The sequence below is a fragment of the Bdellovibrio sp. HCB-162 genome, assembly GCF_047344985.1.
Taxonomy (GTDB): Bacteria; Bdellovibrionota; Bdellovibrionia; order Bdellovibrionales; family Bdellovibrionaceae; genus Bdellovibrio.
Genome location: NZ_CP178861.1, coordinates 116,864 through 130,425, shown reverse-complemented (window position 1 = coordinate 130,425; position 13,562 = coordinate 116,864). Strand labels below are relative to the sequence as shown.

Sequence of the window (13,562 nt, the reverse complement as noted above, 5' to 3'; positions counted from 1 at the left end):
TTTCAAGCTACAATAGCGTACGCAGGAGGGTCAACTTGCGACCCTCTAATGTTCATTACTTAAAAATAATCTGATCAATTTTTAGCAGGCATGGTCTCACGCTTTTTGAGATCTCGCCAAGATTTGCCTTCGCGGGCTTTACGATCTAACTGAAACTTCTTAACGGCTCTTTCATGTCCTTGGTAGTCCTCAGAAAAGACATGAGTTCCATCATTTTGACTCACAAAGAACAAGTAATCCGTGTGTTCCGGTTTTAAAGCGGCAAGCAAGGCTTCTCGTCCCGGGTTCGCTATAGGACCCGGTGGCAAACCAAAGATCACATAGGTGTTGTAGCGAGTGGGCGTTGTTAGATCCGCGCGAGTGATATTTATTTCAATATGCCCCGTCTTTTCAGCTTTCCCATAGATCACTGTAGGGTCTGTTTGCAGACGCATTTTCTTAATCAGACGGTTATGAAAAACCGAAGAAATCTTTGGACGCTCTTCTGGAGCACCGGTTTCTTTTTCAATAATACTTGCGAGCGTCACCACCTGATGACGTTGCCAGCCCTGAATACTTGCTTGAGGCAGAACCTCATTATACACGTACAAAAATCTCTTCACCATATTTGAGATCAGAGTTCTTGTGTCCGTGTATTTCGTGAGCATGTAAGTTTCAGGAAAAAGATACCCTTCTAAACTTTCTTGCGTCTCACCTAACAAGCTTTTTACAAGCTGCGGATCATGCACCAACGACAAAAATTCTTGGGAAGTTCCAAAACCCTGCTTTTGATAAAGGTCCGCGATTTCATAAACGCTAAGACCTTCGCTCACAGTGAAACTGCGAGCGATGCTTTTTCCTGAAGTGATTGTCTCAAGAACTTCTTTTGGCGTCATGTTTGTGCGTAAAAGGTATTCGCCCACTTTTAATTTCGAGCGATCCCCCTTAATACGCGCATACATCGAAAAGAAGAATGCATTTTTGATTAAGGCCCTTTGTTCCAATTCCGTAGCGATGGAATTAAATCCTTTGCCTGGAGTGACTTCGTAAACCACATCTTGGGCAATGTCGCTAGGGCGCGTATTCATGAACGAATATCCTAAATACGCAACTCCGCCGCCGATAGATATCAGCAACGCCACCACCGCTAGAATGAGAACAAGAAAAGTCTTCTTCATTATTTCATATCCAAATTCATACCCGGCAAGATTTTTGTCGGATCAAAAGGAGTTGGATCTTCAAGGCTTGCCACAGGCATTGTGCAATATTGAATTGCAAAGTGCGCTGAAGGACGGTCATTGCCTGATTTACCAAAACCGCCAAATGGCAAACGAGAACTTGCGCCGTTTGTTGTGCGATTCCAGTTCAAAAGGCCCACGCGTGCTTTAAACAAAGCGTCTTCATAAAGAGCTTTATTTTTAGAGAAAAGCGCCATCACAAGTCCATAACCTGTTGAGTTCACAATCTCCATCGCGTGATCCCAGTTGTCTGTTTGATAAATCGCAACGTTTGGACCAAAGATCTCTGATTTTTGGTAAACGCTGTTTGGATCAAACTTATTCACCAAGTGAATACTTGGAGTCACATAGTAACCTTTGTGTTTCAAATCCAAAGATTTACCCCGCATCAAGCTTTCACAGTTTTCACGGTTGGCGATCTCTTGGAAGCGGATGTATTTTTCAACCGCCGCTGCATTGATCAAAGTTCCCATGAAAGTGTTTTCCGTCCAGTGGCCGATCGTGAGTTTTTTTGCCGCTTGATAGAATCTTTCAGTAAACTCATCTGCGATTTTTGGATGAAGAATGATTCGGCTTGTGCAAGAGCAGCGTTGGCCTGCCGTCATGTAAGCGCCGACCAAACTTTCGTAGATCGCCTTATCCATGTCAGCATCTTCCCACACCACAGTGGCATTCTTACCGCCCATTTCAAGGGCCAAGATTTTCCAATAGTGAGTCAATGTCTCTTGTTTGATTTTAAGTCCGACTTCGTAAGAACCTGTGAAAAGGATTCCATCAACGTGTTCGTTGGCAACCAAACGTCCACCAGCAGCACCGTCTCCTTGCACAAGATTGAAAACACCTTGAGGGAATTGCGCTCTTTCAAAAAGTTCCGCCATAAATTGGCCGACAGCCGGAGTTTGTTCAGAAGGTTTAAAGACAACTGTATTTCCCGCGATCAATGCTGGAATGATATGACCATTTGGCAAATGCGCTGGGAAGTTAAAAGGTCCCACAACAGCCATCACACCACGAGAGCGGTGACGAATCACACCGTCGACTTGTGGAAGAGCATTCGTAATTCTTTCTTCTGCCACCAAATTCAAAGAGTGATTCAGAGTGATATCAATCTTCGCACCCAAAGCCTTCGCTTCAGTCATTGCCTCCCAGGTTGGTTTTCCGGTGTCGCGGGAAATGATTTGCGCCATTTGTTCTGCATTCGCATCAAAAAGCTCTTTTAAGCGCATCAAATAATTTTTTCTTTCGTTCATCGAAAGAGTCGCCCACGCCGGATACGCTTTTTTCGCCGCCACACAGGCTTCATCAATATGATCGTGCTTAAACGGCACCGTCATCACAGTGTCGTTTAAATCCGAAGGACTGATGTCTTTAAATTCGCCATCGCCTTTAGTTACGGGAGCAAAACGTCCGTTGATAAAATCACCTTTGTATTTCACGTCAAACATGGTGGTGCTCATGTCTTATCTTCCTCTATTGTAATTAAATGGAGACATATAAACTTCTTCGCCAACTTCAACGCCCAATAGCTGTCTAAACTTTGGAGCGATTGCCACTTCACCGTCGCGAATATCAACGGATGCTAAAGAGACTTTAAACTCTTCGCCTGTTGTAGCCACAAGCATTTGTTCTTTGTAAGAGGCATCCTTAAATTCCGCTACTTTCGCTCTTTTGCCGTATTTGATTGGCAAAATATCTGCGGTGTTTGCCCCATAGTGAGGTCCTCCATCAAAGGGATCAACCTCATCAAGATAGCTAAATCCGATGCTCTCTAAAAGATGTTGCGCGGGTTTTGTCGCTTCACCCACACGCCCTAAAACCAAACGCGCTTTTGAATCCAGCAAGCACAGATAAATATCATCTTGCGGGAAAAGACTTTCGATAAATTCTTTGTGGGATTGACTTAGTAAATCCGCTTCTTGATACGGAAGACCTGTAAATCTTCTTCCTAAAGCTTCCCAGAATTCACTGCGACCCTCGTCTGTTAACGGCGGAGTCAGCTCACACAAAACACGGTCTTCAAATTTTTCAGGGTAAAGGCCCATATACAAGAAACGAGAAAGACTGATTTGTTTTCCCAGTTTTTCAGGACGACGTCTGTACGATTTATCAACAAGAAGTCCTCCGATTTCTGTTGGCCCGTCAAAATCCAACTGAAAGCGCAAAACTTGATGAATAAATCCGATTCCTAAATCTTGAGAAAAGTGATCTCTTTTAAAAATTCTAAAAAAACTATGTGGAACCTCGTCCGTTCCGTGTTTGGCAAGAACCAAAGAGCTTCCGACAACGCATTTTTCTTCCACGTCTTCGACAACAAACAAATATTCAGACTGATGCTTAGGAAGTTTTCCCGCAAAAGAGTTTTCACTGCGCTCAATTTTTTCGCCAATAACTTTTTTATCTCCAGGAAGATTCAGCAAATTAAACTGCTTTGCCAGATCCACCAGTTGATTCAAATCATCGTACTGTACCGATCGGATGATAAAACTCATAAACAAAACCTTTCGATGATCCTTTTATAAAACTGAGTCGCCTTTTCAAGGTCCGCCAAAGCCACATGCTCTTGCGGAGTGTGCACATTTCCTTCCCTTCTGCCGGGACCAAAACACACACAATCAACTCCGATGCGAGAAAAAATACTCGCTTCGTTTGTAGAAGCTTGCGTGATCGGACGGTCACTAAGACCCATTGCACGCAACTCGTCCAAACAGCCCTTCACCAAAATAGAATTTACTTCTGTGCGGAAGGGTTTTTTATAATCATTCACACGGAAGCTTGCGCCGTTTTCTTCACACACTTGGCGAAGGCGGTCCATCCAGCCTTCGTAAATTTCATGCGTGATGATCGGCGGAATACGACATGTGCCCGAAAGCTGAATGTCGTCTTCATTTGTTCTTACTAAACCAATATTCAAAGTCGGAGTGCTTGGATGGAAGTCATCATCTTTGAAATCCAAGAACTCCAGTTCCAAAGTTTTTACGGCTCGATAAATGTTCGCAATCTTTTTAGCAATCGGACTTTGGATCATCGTCACCATATCGATTTCTAAAAATGCATTACTTGGAACCGTATTAAAATTAATGCCGCCGTCCATCTCCATGATGTTCACCGAATCCGGAAGCATCATCAGATACTCAAGCATTTTTACAATCGCGCTCTCACCCAAATGTGGAGTCGAAGAGTGCGCAGCCTTTCCGCGGAAAAGCTTTGATTGCGTCGAAGTACTTTCACGCAAGTTGTGTTCTTGGCGATAACGAGTTTCCTCTTCTGAAAACGGCACACGAATTTCAACACTCGCAAAACCTTTGGCCGCGTTGATCACTTGCAAGTCGCTAGGCTCCCCGATCAAAGCCATCTTTGCAGAGACTTTGTTTTTGCGAATGAGCTTCAGTGCCCCTTGCATTCCCGATTCTTCCCCGAAAGTTCCCACCAAAACCGGAGGCAAACGCCACGCTCGGTTTTTACCAAAAGAAGCCACGGCTTCAAGCTTACACAAAAAATCAAGCTTTACGTCAGCTGCGCCCAAACCATGGATCTTTCCATCAATGATGTGAGCATCAAAGGGATTTGCCCCTGTTTCCGTCCACAAAGAGAAAGGCCCCGGATCTACTGTGTCGAGATGCGTTTGCAACAACATCTCGGCTGCAGGTCTTTCTTCCGTCGGACGCGCGATCACGTTCACTTGCACAAGATCGCCGACTACTTCTTCCTGCTCTTCGACGTACAAACCCTTTTGACGGCAAAAAGCCGCCACCCACCGCGCTAGGTCTCTATTGCCGTGAGTGGGTGTGCTATCGATGGAGATAAGCTGCCTGCAGGCCTCGATAAAATCCAACTAAACTCCTTCGAGCAAAGTTTTCTCAATCATTTTCAAAGCGATGTCGATGTCTTCGTCTTGAATGATCGCTGGCACCAAGAAACGAGCGCGCACTGGATCTTTACCGCAAGGGAAAGCAATCACGCCGTTTTGATAAAGTTTATTCAAGAAGGCATTCACACTTTCTTTTTTTCCATCATGCGGAGTGAAGGCGATCATCAAGCCCATACCACCCGCATCTTGTGCAATTCCTTTGCAAGTCGTTTCATTCATACGGTTGATACCGTCAATGAAACGTTTGTGGATTTTCATGATGCGACCATCAGGTCCCAAATAACCTTCAGAAAGCATGTCGAGCATTTCCATACCCGCGCTCAAAGAAGGAGTGGAGCCTGAGAATGTTCCCGCGATCAAACCTGGTTTTGGATTGTATTCTTCTGTGTAAAGAGTTGCACCGATTTGCGCCGTTTTCGCAATCGTGCAGATATCGATGTATTGACCGATATCTAAAGTTTCAAACGCAAAGTATTCTCCGGTGCGAGTGAAAGTTTGCACTTCATCCGCCCATACCGCGATGTTTTTAGACTTACAGAAATCAAGAAGTGGAACAAAGAACTCACGAGGAGCCGCTTGATATCCGCCCTCTCCAAGCATCGGTTCAAAACCGAAAACAGAGATGTTACCTTCGTGTTTTGCCACGTGTTCTTTCATAACGCTCAAAGCTTTTTCGCCAGAACGCGGATCGCGTTTATCAAAGAACGGAACGCGCAAGACTTCATGGTATTCAGGCAAACCTTGTTTGTAAGCGGGGTTGTCAGTGACTTCCGCCATCATTGTTGAACGACCCGCGAAAGCATCTTTAAAGCTCATCGCAAAACGCGCTGGAGAATTTTTTTGACGAGAAAGTTTCAACGCATTTTCATTGGCCATCGTTCCGCAAGTCGCAATCCAGGCATATTTCAGACGACTTTTTTTGCTTGCGATCTTCACCATTTTTTCTGTGAACAAACGGTATTCGTTATTCGGTTGAAGATTTCCTTGAGTCAAAATATCAGCCAAAGATCCACGCACCGCTGCTGTCATCACGCGAGGATTTGCGTGACCCATCAAGTGAATGCCGATCCCATTGATCAAATCCAATTTCACGCTGCCGTCTTCAAGTTCTACATAAGGACCACGGCCTGAACCTGTTCCCATGTAAGGATAATGCAACGGACGACCACGGAACTGACCAGTAGAATCAAATTTTTGCTTTCCTGCTTCTTTGAACTCATCAAGAGGAGCACGAATTCCCGAAATTTGTGAATTTAGTTTTGTCACTTCGTTCACAAGATCTTGAACCAACGTTTTAATTTTTTCGGATTGCTGTATCTGATGACCTACAAGAGAACTCATAATACCTTTCGCGGATCCATCCTAAATTCCTTGGACCCATTGTTATGTAAAATGCCCGTCCAGTTTACTCCTGGGTCAGGACTAAGACAAGACACGTGGTAGACACGGAAAGACTTTTATCTGTAAACTTGTAGAGCTATGTCGAAACTGAAATTTCTCTCTGTGTTCTTTCTGTCACTCGTTTTGCCCACTCTCGTTGTGGCGCAAACTGGATCTTCTTCCGCAGAGTTATTTAAACAAGGCACTCAGCTTTATCTCGCAAAAGATTATACAAAGGCTCGCGAAGTTTTCGCGCAGGCACTGGACAAAGATCCGTATAACGCGACGACCTTGACGAATCTCGCTCTCGCAGAGTTTCAATTGGGAAAAAAGCCTCTCTCGATTGGCCTTCTGCGCAAAGCTTTGGCCTCGGATCCAGAACTTTCCACGGCAAAAGCGGGATTGAAGTTTGCTCTCTCGCAAATGCAAGTGAAGGAAGTTCCTCATCAAATTGAAACTTACGAATCTTTGCGCGCCAGTTTGCTGCAGCCTGTTCCTCTGTCTGCGTACCTGATTCTTTCAGCTCTTTCTCTTTTCGCTGCGGGTTGGATTTTGCTTTCTTATGGCGGGCGTCGAAGAAAAGCGGTGGAAGAGGAAAAATCGATGCCGGGCTTTCCCATCATCGGCACTCTTTTGAGTCTCGCTTTTGTGATATTTACAGGGCTTTTAGCTCTGAAAGTCTATGATTCCACGGTATTGCGAGGAACTATCATTGACGAAAAAGTCTCTCTGCAAACAGCTCCCGGGGACAATCAGGTCGCAATTCTTGATCTTTACGGCGGAATGGAAGTGATCGCTCATGAAACTCAGGGCGATTGGGTTCAAGTCACCTACCCAGGTTCTCTTACGGGGTGGATTAAAAAATCCGCTCTGCTGATGACGCGTTGACAGCGGGTCCTGGACCAAAATATGATTTACTTCTATGCTAAAAACGCTCCGAGTCATAACAATCGCGGCGGCCATGGGAGTTTTGCTTTCAGGCTGTTCATCTATTGAGAAAAATTCCAACACACCGGAAGGCGCTTTCGCTATTGCGGAAGAGTTCGATCAAGGTGAGCGTTACGAAGAAGCTATTCGTCGTTACACGGAAGTGAAAAATAAATTTCCATACAGCAACTTCGCAACAAAAGCAGAACTTGCGATTGCCGATGTTTACTACAAACAAGAATCTTACGCTGAAGCACAAGTCGCTTATCAGATGTTCAAAGAACTTCACCCGACAGCTCCAAACTCTGACTATGTTCAGTTCCGCATCGGTATGAGTTACTTCAACCAACTTCCTTCATCGATTGATCGCGACTTAACTCAAGCAAACGATGCCATCTTAAATCTATCGGAACTTATTAAGAAATATCCAAACTCTCAGCACGTCGCTGAAGCCAAAGAAAAGCGCACGGCTGCGATCAAAATGCTTGCGGAAAAAGAAGAATACATCGCGGATTTCTACTTCAAACGTAAAATCTTCGACAGTGCTTTGGGACGCTACGAAGGACTTTATAACAACTATCGCAGCCTGGGTTTTGATGCGAAAGCCCTTTCTCGTGCAGCGATCTGCGCGCAGAAAATCGGTGATTCTCCAAAAGCAAAAAAATATACGGAAGTTTTAGCGCGCGAGTTCCCTGGCAGCAGCGAGCTTAAAGCAGCTCAGAAGGAGATCGAATAATGAACGCTCTTCATGATGACATGCTTTCAGAAGCCCGCGGATATTTTATCAACGGGAATTACAAGATGGCGGAACCTATCTTGAATCAAATGTTGCTACAAAACACACGCAATCCTGAAGTTTATCAAATGCTGGCGACAATCTCTTACGATAAAGGTCAGTTCAGCAAAGCCATTAAAACTTTCAAACGTGCGCTTGAGATCGACCCGACATACACTGACGCCAGCGTCGGTCTTTCGATCATCTTGAATGACCTTGGAAAATATGACGAAGGAAAACAAGTTTTCTTGGATGCTCAAGTTCAGCTTGAGAAGAAGTCCGGCAAACAAGATCCGTTCGTAGATGAAAAACTCGCTTCCAAGCACGAAGAACTTGCGGATCTTTACTATCAGTACAAACGTTATAACGAAGCTCTTGAACAACTTTTGAAGGCGCAAAAACTTTCCAGCAGAAAAGCCGAAGTGACTTTGCGAATTGCCGAGGTTTACGTTCAATTAGGCCAAAGCGAGCGCGCGATTAAAGATCTGAAAGCTTTGATTCGCGAGTATCCACACCTTATTCCAGCTCGCCTAAAGCTTGGAGCTATTTACTACAATTCAAACAATATTGCTGAAGCCACTGAACAATGGGAGAATATCCTTATTCGGGACCCACAACACCCCGAAGCCTTGCGCTATTTGAAAATGGCTCAGGCGGCTGGCATCACATCCATCGATTTGTAAGAGGCAACAATGGCACAACTTAAAGAACAAATGGTTCCTTTCCTAACTAGCGATGAGATCAAAGAGCTTATCGAAAATCTTGCACAACAAATCGAACACGATTACGAGGGGAAAGAAGTTGTTTTCATTTGTCCTTTGCGTGGCTCTGTTCACTTCACAGCGGATTTGATGCGCAAAGTGGAACTTCCACAACAAGTCGACTTCGTTCACGTGCAAGCAGTTGAACGTGGTGGCGCCATTAAAATCGTTAAAGATATTTCTGTAAATATCGCGGGAAAACACGTTTTGATCGTGGAAGAAATCATCGATACGGGCCGTACTTTGAGTTTCCTAAGAAGCCGTTTGTTTGCTTCAGCTCCAGCCTCTTTGAAAATCGTGACGTTGTTGGATAAACCAGCTCGTCGTGAATTGCCGATCAAAGCAGACTACATTGGTAAAACGATCGACGATCGCTATGTGGTTGGATACGGAATGGACTCCGAAGAAGTCGGAAGAAATTATCCTGATATCTATACGTTGAAAAACTAGGAAACGGCGACGTTTACTAGAAACAAAATCACAACGCAAAAGGCATAAAGGAACACAAGTTGTTTCGGCATGCTGAGATCTCCTAAAGCCCAATCTAAGCACACTTACGACCTTCGTCAATATCTGCCTGACCGAAGGTCGTAGTATTTTTCTTCGCCTCACGTTTCTGATTAAATGAACTGACATGACAAAAAAACTGCGACTTCTGCCAGTTCTCCTCGGACTGGAGATCATTTATCTGTGTATCGCCATTCTGATTCCGACTTTACCCGGATGGAAGATGTTTGCTTCTTTTGAACGGGTTTCTTATGTCGCTAAATCTGTAGACAACTCTGAGGACATCTCTTTAGAAAAATATTTGCCACCGACCTACTATACTCTTACCGAACCTATGCTGGTGAAGCTCGCGCGTTTTGCCTGTGAAAAAGAGCAGAAATCCATTTCTTTAAACATCACGAACAAGGAATCGAAGGTTTATGTCTTTAAGACGCCCGCTTGTGACCTTCAATAAAGTTTCGTGCTTACGGGCCTTTTATGGTTTCTTTGCCGTGGCTTTAGTAAGCCGTGTGCTGAGTGATATTTTTGAACTTCATCGATGGAGTATTCATCAGGGAGGCGCTTTTCCGTTTCGTCACCTTCTAGAGGCCATCCCAATTTATCCGGTTTCCATTCTATTGATCGAATGGACGCTGCTTTTATTGGGAGCTTTGTTCTTACTCACTAAGAAAACCCGTTTGGGCGCTCTTTTATCTTTGCTCGGTCTTCTCATGAGCCTTTCACAGATGTTTCAGAATCAAAAAGTTCTTTTACTGCTGGTGGCTTTCGCTCTTTCAGTGGGTCCTTCCCTTGAAAAAATGAAGACTGACGAAAAAAATGACACGTCGATGTTTTTAAAATGGCAGATTTTGCTCGTTTATTTATTCTCGGCCATTAGTAAAATATTTGATCAGTTTCCCTCTGGAGAAACGCTGAAAATGATGGACCAAACTTTGTTCAGTCACCAGTTTGCGGTGAACTGGATTTATCCGGCCATGTCTGGGGTCGTTGTCCTCATTGAACTTTTTCTTCCCCTTCTTCTTTGGAAAAAACCAAAACTCGGAATTCTTGCCGTTTTCATCCTCCATGCGGGTTTTGCGGTTTTTCTTTCAGATATTTTTCCGTTTTCACTGGCAATGATAAGTCTCAGTTTTCTTTTTTTGATCCCCGATGGAAGCAGAAGCCCTGACCAAAGACTGGTCGAAAACTCTTAAGCGTCCTCTAAAATTCACGCAAAGCCCGACTGTTTAAAAGATCACCATTTTTTCAAACTCTCGCTGATGGGACCGAAGCACACATTCTCAAAATGAGATGTGCAATGGAGTCACTTTTGTAATCCGCAGTCTAAAGAGAATCCCAAAATTAGCCGATATTGTGTTTAAGGGGGACATCTATGAAGAAGTTCAAAAACTTTTCTAAGAATCTATTGAAAAAAGAGTCAGGCCAAGGCGCGACTGAGTACATCCTTTTGCTAGTGGTGGTAGTTGCATTGGTGCTCATGTTCAAAGGAAAAATCACTGAACAAGTTAACGGTGCAATGGAAAAACTTGGCGCCGACATGGGTAACGTGATCTCTAACTAGATCATAGCCGACCTCACAGGAGGCTAACGTGACAATTGAATACGTTCTTTTGTTAATTGTGATCTTTAGCATTGGGCTGAAAGCATTTCTCTCAGCCCCTGCGGCTGCATTCAAAGAATCTGGCCCGCGCCTTGGTGCGCGTATCGAACAACAGTTGGCAACAGGCGACGGATTCAAACCCGAGCGTGGTCAGCAGATCAAGTGGGAAGGTGACCAATGATAAATCCTTTACGTAACCGCAAAGGACAATTTGTCATTGAGGGCGTTCTCTTGTTGGTGGTCACGGTCAGTGCATTTCTGTGGGCCACAAATTATGCGCGCGACAACAAGTTTCTCGCGAAGCTGATTGCTGGTCCTTGGACAAAAATATCCGGAATGATCGAAGCTGGTGTTTGGGAAGCTCCTGATAAAGCTCGGAAGCAACACCCTAATCAGATTGATCGATCCAATACGGTGAAACCGGAAGGTCAATGAAGAGACAAGGTCAGAGAACTTTTAATCCATTGCGAAATTCCCGCGGTTTTCTAACTGCGGAATTTATATTTTCCATCGTGCTTGCGGCGGGAATGTGCATTGTATTGTTCTCCTTGAACTTTACTCTTTCTATGGCGGAAGTCGCGCAGTACATCGCCTTTTCAACGGCGCGTGCCCACGCGGCGGCTCACGTCGATCAAGACAAACAAGAACAACTTGCCAAAGATAAGTATAAAGAGCTTTTGAACAATCCTGTCTTAAAACCTCTTTTCAACAATCCTGATGGCGGTTGGTTTAAACTTTCTGCTGAGCCCGAAATTCGTGGCGGCGGCCAGAAAGGAAATAGTTTTGAGGACTATGGTTCTTCTTCAACTCCAGATCGCGTCCCGCAAGTGGGTGTGCGATTTGATTTCCAACCACGCATTCTCAATTTAAAAGTTCCGTTTTTGGGAGCGACAACAGAAGATCCTGATGCTGGTTTCTCTGCCAGAATCTCAGGTCTTTTGATTCGTGAGCCCACCGCAACAGAGTGTATGGATCTGCAAGTTCGCAGACGTTATGATGCGATTATCCAATTGGATAGTCGTTATGGAATATTGGGCGCATCGGGTAAAAACAAGTATGTGCCTCTGGAGGATAACGGATGTTAAAACGTCAATCCTCTTTAAAAAATGAAAAAGGCATGGCGGTATTTGAAATGATACCGATCATTGTCGTTATCGTGTTGTTTTTAAACTTCTCTATTGGATTTTTTGGAGCCATTCATACTGGCATCTTGAACTCCATTGCATCACGAAACTATGCATTTGAAACTTTCCGCAATAGAGCCGACCTGACTTACTTCCGCGGTAACGACGGCGAGCCATTGCATTTCTCGAAAGAAAAAATGAGAGTTCACGGAACTCTCACGGAAAAAACGCTCTCTTCAAGAGGCGATACAAACTGGAAGGCTTCTTCCCGTTTGATTGACTTTATGGAGTTTGACAACAGAGCGGCGGATGTGGTCGGCACGCAAGCAGATCACAATAAAACAAGATCTATTCCTGAAGGAAGAAACACCACCGTGGGAGTCAATCCCATTTGGATTAGAACAACGTATGGCATTTGCCTGAACTCAACTTGTGGAACCTAGAAAGAAGTAGGACTTTATGGGATCGAACGATACAAGAAATCTCTGGCTTTCCATCGCAGCAGGCGTGTTTGCAACGTTCCTGCTGTACAGCTATTCCCAAGAGAAGAAAGCCGAATACGACAAGCGTTTCGGTTCTACTAAGCGTGTGGTTGTTGCCAAAGAAGACATCGCAGAAATGCAAACGATCTACGATACAATGGTTGAGACAAAAGAACTTCCTGCTGACTTTATTCAACCAGACGCTATCACGATTCCTGATGAAATCATCGGTAACGTAGCAGCCGTTCCTATTCGTAAAGGTCAAATGGTTCTTAAGAACAATCTTTTAACTCCGGGTCCTGATACGGGGATTGCTTTGCAAGTGGCACCAAGTAAGCGTGCCGTGACAATTCCGGTGGATGAAGTGCGCGGTGTTGCGAAATTGATTCGCCCTGGTGACCGTGTCGATATCTTTGCTGCTGTTGATACGGGTAAAGGTATCGGTCAGCGCCGTGAAGTTTTCACGATGATGTCGGACGTTGTTGTGCTTGCAACAGGTGTGAGTGTTGTGAACAACATTCCACGTATGTTTGAATTGGATTCATCTGGTAAGAACTTAACTCAGATCGCTTTAACTGGTGATACGAAATATACGACAATCACAGTGGAAGCGACTCCGAAGGAAGCTCAGGATCTGTTCTATATTCTTTCGACAGCTCCTGGAAACTTGTTCTTTGCTCTTAGAAATCCGAGCGACAGAACGGTTCCGCCAAGAATGCCAAGCTCAACTTCGGATTCAGTTATGGGACGACCTGTGGTAGCATTAGATGGTGCACCTGCTGTAGCAGCACCTCCGATCGCCGTACCTCAACGACCTGTTTATACACCACCAGTACAACAACAAAGAACTGCTCCTCCGCCGGCACAAAGACCTCGCGGCAATGGATTTCAAACTTTGTAATTGGGTCTAGGATTTTAGGG

Annotated in this window: 17 protein-coding genes; 12 read left to right on the top strand and 5 right to left on the bottom strand. The window is 44.6% G+C overall.

Annotated elements, in window-relative coordinates; translation table 11 throughout:
• Positions 1-74 precede the first annotated feature (74 nt).
• Genes mltG through ACLSSO_RS00615 form a run of 5 tightly spaced genes read right to left on the bottom strand, consistent with a single transcriptional unit; the run spans position 75 to position 6,426 of the window.
• A complete protein-coding gene (mltG, locus tag ACLSSO_RS00635; protein ID WP_413943764.1) occupies positions 75-1,157 on the bottom strand; it encodes an endolytic transglycosylase MltG in 1,083 nt (360 codons plus the stop codon).
• Positions 1,157-2,674, bottom strand: coding sequence for a succinylglutamate-semialdehyde dehydrogenase (locus ACLSSO_RS00630; RefSeq protein WP_413943763.1), 1,518 nt, complete (start codon positions 2,672-2,674; stop codon positions 1,157-1,159). The genes mltG and ACLSSO_RS00630 overlap by 1 nt, the downstream gene beginning before the upstream one ends.
• A 3-nt stretch (positions 2,675-2,677) precedes the next feature.
• Positions 2,678-3,706, bottom strand: a complete 1,029-nt coding sequence (locus tag ACLSSO_RS00625) for an arginine N-succinyltransferase (protein WP_295901628.1) — start codon at positions 3,704-3,706, stop codon at positions 2,678-2,680.
• A complete protein-coding gene (locus tag ACLSSO_RS00620; RefSeq protein WP_295901626.1) occupies positions 3,703-5,049 on the bottom strand; it encodes a M20 family metallopeptidase in 1,347 nt (448 codons plus the stop codon). The genes ACLSSO_RS00625 and ACLSSO_RS00620 overlap by 4 nt, the downstream gene beginning before the upstream one ends.
• Complete coding sequence (locus ACLSSO_RS00615) at positions 5,050-6,426, bottom strand: aminotransferase class III-fold pyridoxal phosphate-dependent enzyme (protein WP_295901621.1); 1,377 nt, start codon at positions 6,424-6,426, stop codon at positions 5,050-5,052.
• A 138-nt stretch (positions 6,427-6,564) separates the two neighbouring features.
• Between ACLSSO_RS00615 and ACLSSO_RS00610 the strand changes: the two genes are divergently transcribed.
• The 12 genes from ACLSSO_RS00610 (at position 6,565) to cpaB (ending at position 13,542) form a co-directional block, all read left to right on the top strand.
• Complete coding sequence (locus ACLSSO_RS00610; protein WP_295901619.1) at positions 6,565-7,353, top strand: hypothetical protein; 789 nt, start codon at positions 6,565-6,567, stop codon at positions 7,351-7,353.
• Positions 7,354-7,387: 34 nt separating this feature from the next.
• A complete protein-coding gene (locus ACLSSO_RS00605; protein ID WP_295901616.1) occupies positions 7,388-8,128 on the top strand; it encodes an outer membrane protein assembly factor BamD in 741 nt (246 codons plus the stop codon).
• Positions 8,128-8,850 (top strand): tetratricopeptide repeat protein, encoded by a 723-nt coding sequence (locus tag ACLSSO_RS00600; RefSeq protein WP_295901614.1) that lies wholly within the window; start codon positions 8,128-8,130, stop codon positions 8,848-8,850. Before ACLSSO_RS00605 ends, ACLSSO_RS00600 begins: the two co-directional genes overlap by 1 nt.
• A gap of 9 nt (positions 8,851-8,859) precedes the next feature.
• The gene (gene hpt / locus ACLSSO_RS00595) at positions 8,860-9,378 is read left to right on the top strand and encodes a hypoxanthine phosphoribosyltransferase (protein ID WP_295901612.1); all 519 of its coding nucleotides are present in this window, start codon (positions 8,860-8,862) and stop codon (positions 9,376-9,378) included.
• Between the two features lie 184 nt (positions 9,379-9,562).
• A complete protein-coding gene (locus tag ACLSSO_RS00590; protein WP_295901609.1) occupies positions 9,563-9,889 on the top strand; it encodes a hypothetical protein in 327 nt (108 codons plus the stop codon).
• Positions 9,855-10,628 carry a hypothetical protein gene (locus tag ACLSSO_RS00585; RefSeq protein WP_413943762.1) on the top strand — a complete coding sequence of 258 codons (774 nt, stop codon included), beginning with the start codon at positions 9,855-9,857 and terminating at the stop codon, positions 10,626-10,628. The genes ACLSSO_RS00590 and ACLSSO_RS00585 overlap by 35 nt, the downstream gene beginning before the upstream one ends.
• Before the next feature lie 179 nt (positions 10,629-10,807).
• Complete coding sequence (locus ACLSSO_RS00580; RefSeq protein WP_295901602.1) at positions 10,808-10,996, top strand: Flp1 family type IVb pilin; 189 nt, start codon at positions 10,808-10,810, stop codon at positions 10,994-10,996.
• A gap of 28 nt (positions 10,997-11,024) precedes the next feature.
• Positions 11,025-11,216, top strand: a complete 192-nt coding sequence (locus ACLSSO_RS00575; protein ID WP_295901599.1) for a hypothetical protein — start codon at positions 11,025-11,027, stop codon at positions 11,214-11,216.
• A complete protein-coding gene (locus tag ACLSSO_RS00570; RefSeq protein WP_295901596.1) occupies positions 11,213-11,470 on the top strand; it encodes a hypothetical protein in 258 nt (85 codons plus the stop codon). Before ACLSSO_RS00575 ends, ACLSSO_RS00570 begins: the two co-directional genes overlap by 4 nt.
• Positions 11,467-12,120 (top strand): hypothetical protein, encoded by a 654-nt coding sequence (locus ACLSSO_RS00565; RefSeq protein ID WP_413943761.1) that lies wholly within the window; start codon positions 11,467-11,469, stop codon positions 12,118-12,120. Before ACLSSO_RS00570 ends, ACLSSO_RS00565 begins: the two co-directional genes overlap by 4 nt.
• Complete coding sequence (locus ACLSSO_RS00560; protein ID WP_295901589.1) at positions 12,114-12,602, top strand: hypothetical protein; 489 nt, start codon at positions 12,114-12,116, stop codon at positions 12,600-12,602. The genes ACLSSO_RS00565 and ACLSSO_RS00560 overlap by 7 nt, the downstream gene beginning before the upstream one ends.
• A gap of 16 nt (positions 12,603-12,618) precedes the next feature.
• Positions 12,619-13,542 (top strand): Flp pilus assembly protein CpaB, encoded by a 924-nt coding sequence (gene cpaB / locus ACLSSO_RS00555; RefSeq protein WP_295901558.1) that lies wholly within the window; start codon positions 12,619-12,621, stop codon positions 13,540-13,542.
• Positions 13,543-13,562: the final 20 nt, after the last annotated feature.

Excerpts from the sequence above, each read along its gene's own strand:
- mltG (WP_413943764.1), bottom strand. The coding sequence starts at position 1,157 with ATGAAGAAGACTTTTCTTGTTCTCATTCTAGCGGTGGTGGCGTTGCTG.
- ACLSSO_RS00630 (WP_413943763.1), bottom strand. The coding sequence starts at position 2,674 with ATGAGCACCACCATGTTTGACGTGAAATACAAAGGTGATTTTATCAAC.
- ACLSSO_RS00625 (WP_295901628.1), bottom strand. The coding sequence starts at position 3,706 with ATGAGTTTTATCATCCGATCGGTACAGTACGATGATTTGAATCAACTG.
- ACLSSO_RS00615 (WP_295901621.1), bottom strand. The coding sequence starts at position 6,426 with ATGAGTTCTCTTGTAGGTCATCAGATACAGCAATCCGAAAAAATTAAA.
- ACLSSO_RS00610 (WP_295901619.1), top strand. The coding sequence starts at position 6,565 with ATGTCGAAACTGAAATTTCTCTCTGTGTTCTTTCTGTCACTCGTTTTG.
- ACLSSO_RS00605 (WP_295901616.1), top strand. The coding sequence starts at position 7,388 with ATGCTAAAAACGCTCCGAGTCATAACAATCGCGGCGGCCATGGGAGTT.
- ACLSSO_RS00600 (WP_295901614.1), top strand. The coding sequence starts at position 8,128 with ATGAACGCTCTTCATGATGACATGCTTTCAGAAGCCCGCGGATATTTT.
- hpt (WP_295901612.1), top strand. The coding sequence starts at position 8,860 with ATGGCACAACTTAAAGAACAAATGGTTCCTTTCCTAACTAGCGATGAG.
- ACLSSO_RS00590 (WP_295901609.1), top strand. The coding sequence starts at position 9,563 with ATGACAAAAAAACTGCGACTTCTGCCAGTTCTCCTCGGACTGGAGATC.
- ACLSSO_RS00585 (WP_413943762.1), top strand. The coding sequence starts at position 9,855 with ATGTCTTTAAGACGCCCGCTTGTGACCTTCAATAAAGTTTCGTGCTTA.
- ACLSSO_RS00580 (WP_295901602.1), top strand. The coding sequence starts at position 10,808 with ATGAAGAAGTTCAAAAACTTTTCTAAGAATCTATTGAAAAAAGAGTCA.
- ACLSSO_RS00570 (WP_295901596.1), top strand. The coding sequence starts at position 11,213 with ATGATAAATCCTTTACGTAACCGCAAAGGACAATTTGTCATTGAGGGC.
- ACLSSO_RS00565 (WP_413943761.1), top strand. The coding sequence starts at position 11,467 with ATGAAGAGACAAGGTCAGAGAACTTTTAATCCATTGCGAAATTCCCGC.
- ACLSSO_RS00560 (WP_295901589.1), top strand. The coding sequence starts at position 12,114 with ATGTTAAAACGTCAATCCTCTTTAAAAAATGAAAAAGGCATGGCGGTA.
- cpaB (WP_295901558.1), top strand. The coding sequence starts at position 12,619 with ATGGGATCGAACGATACAAGAAATCTCTGGCTTTCCATCGCAGCAGGC.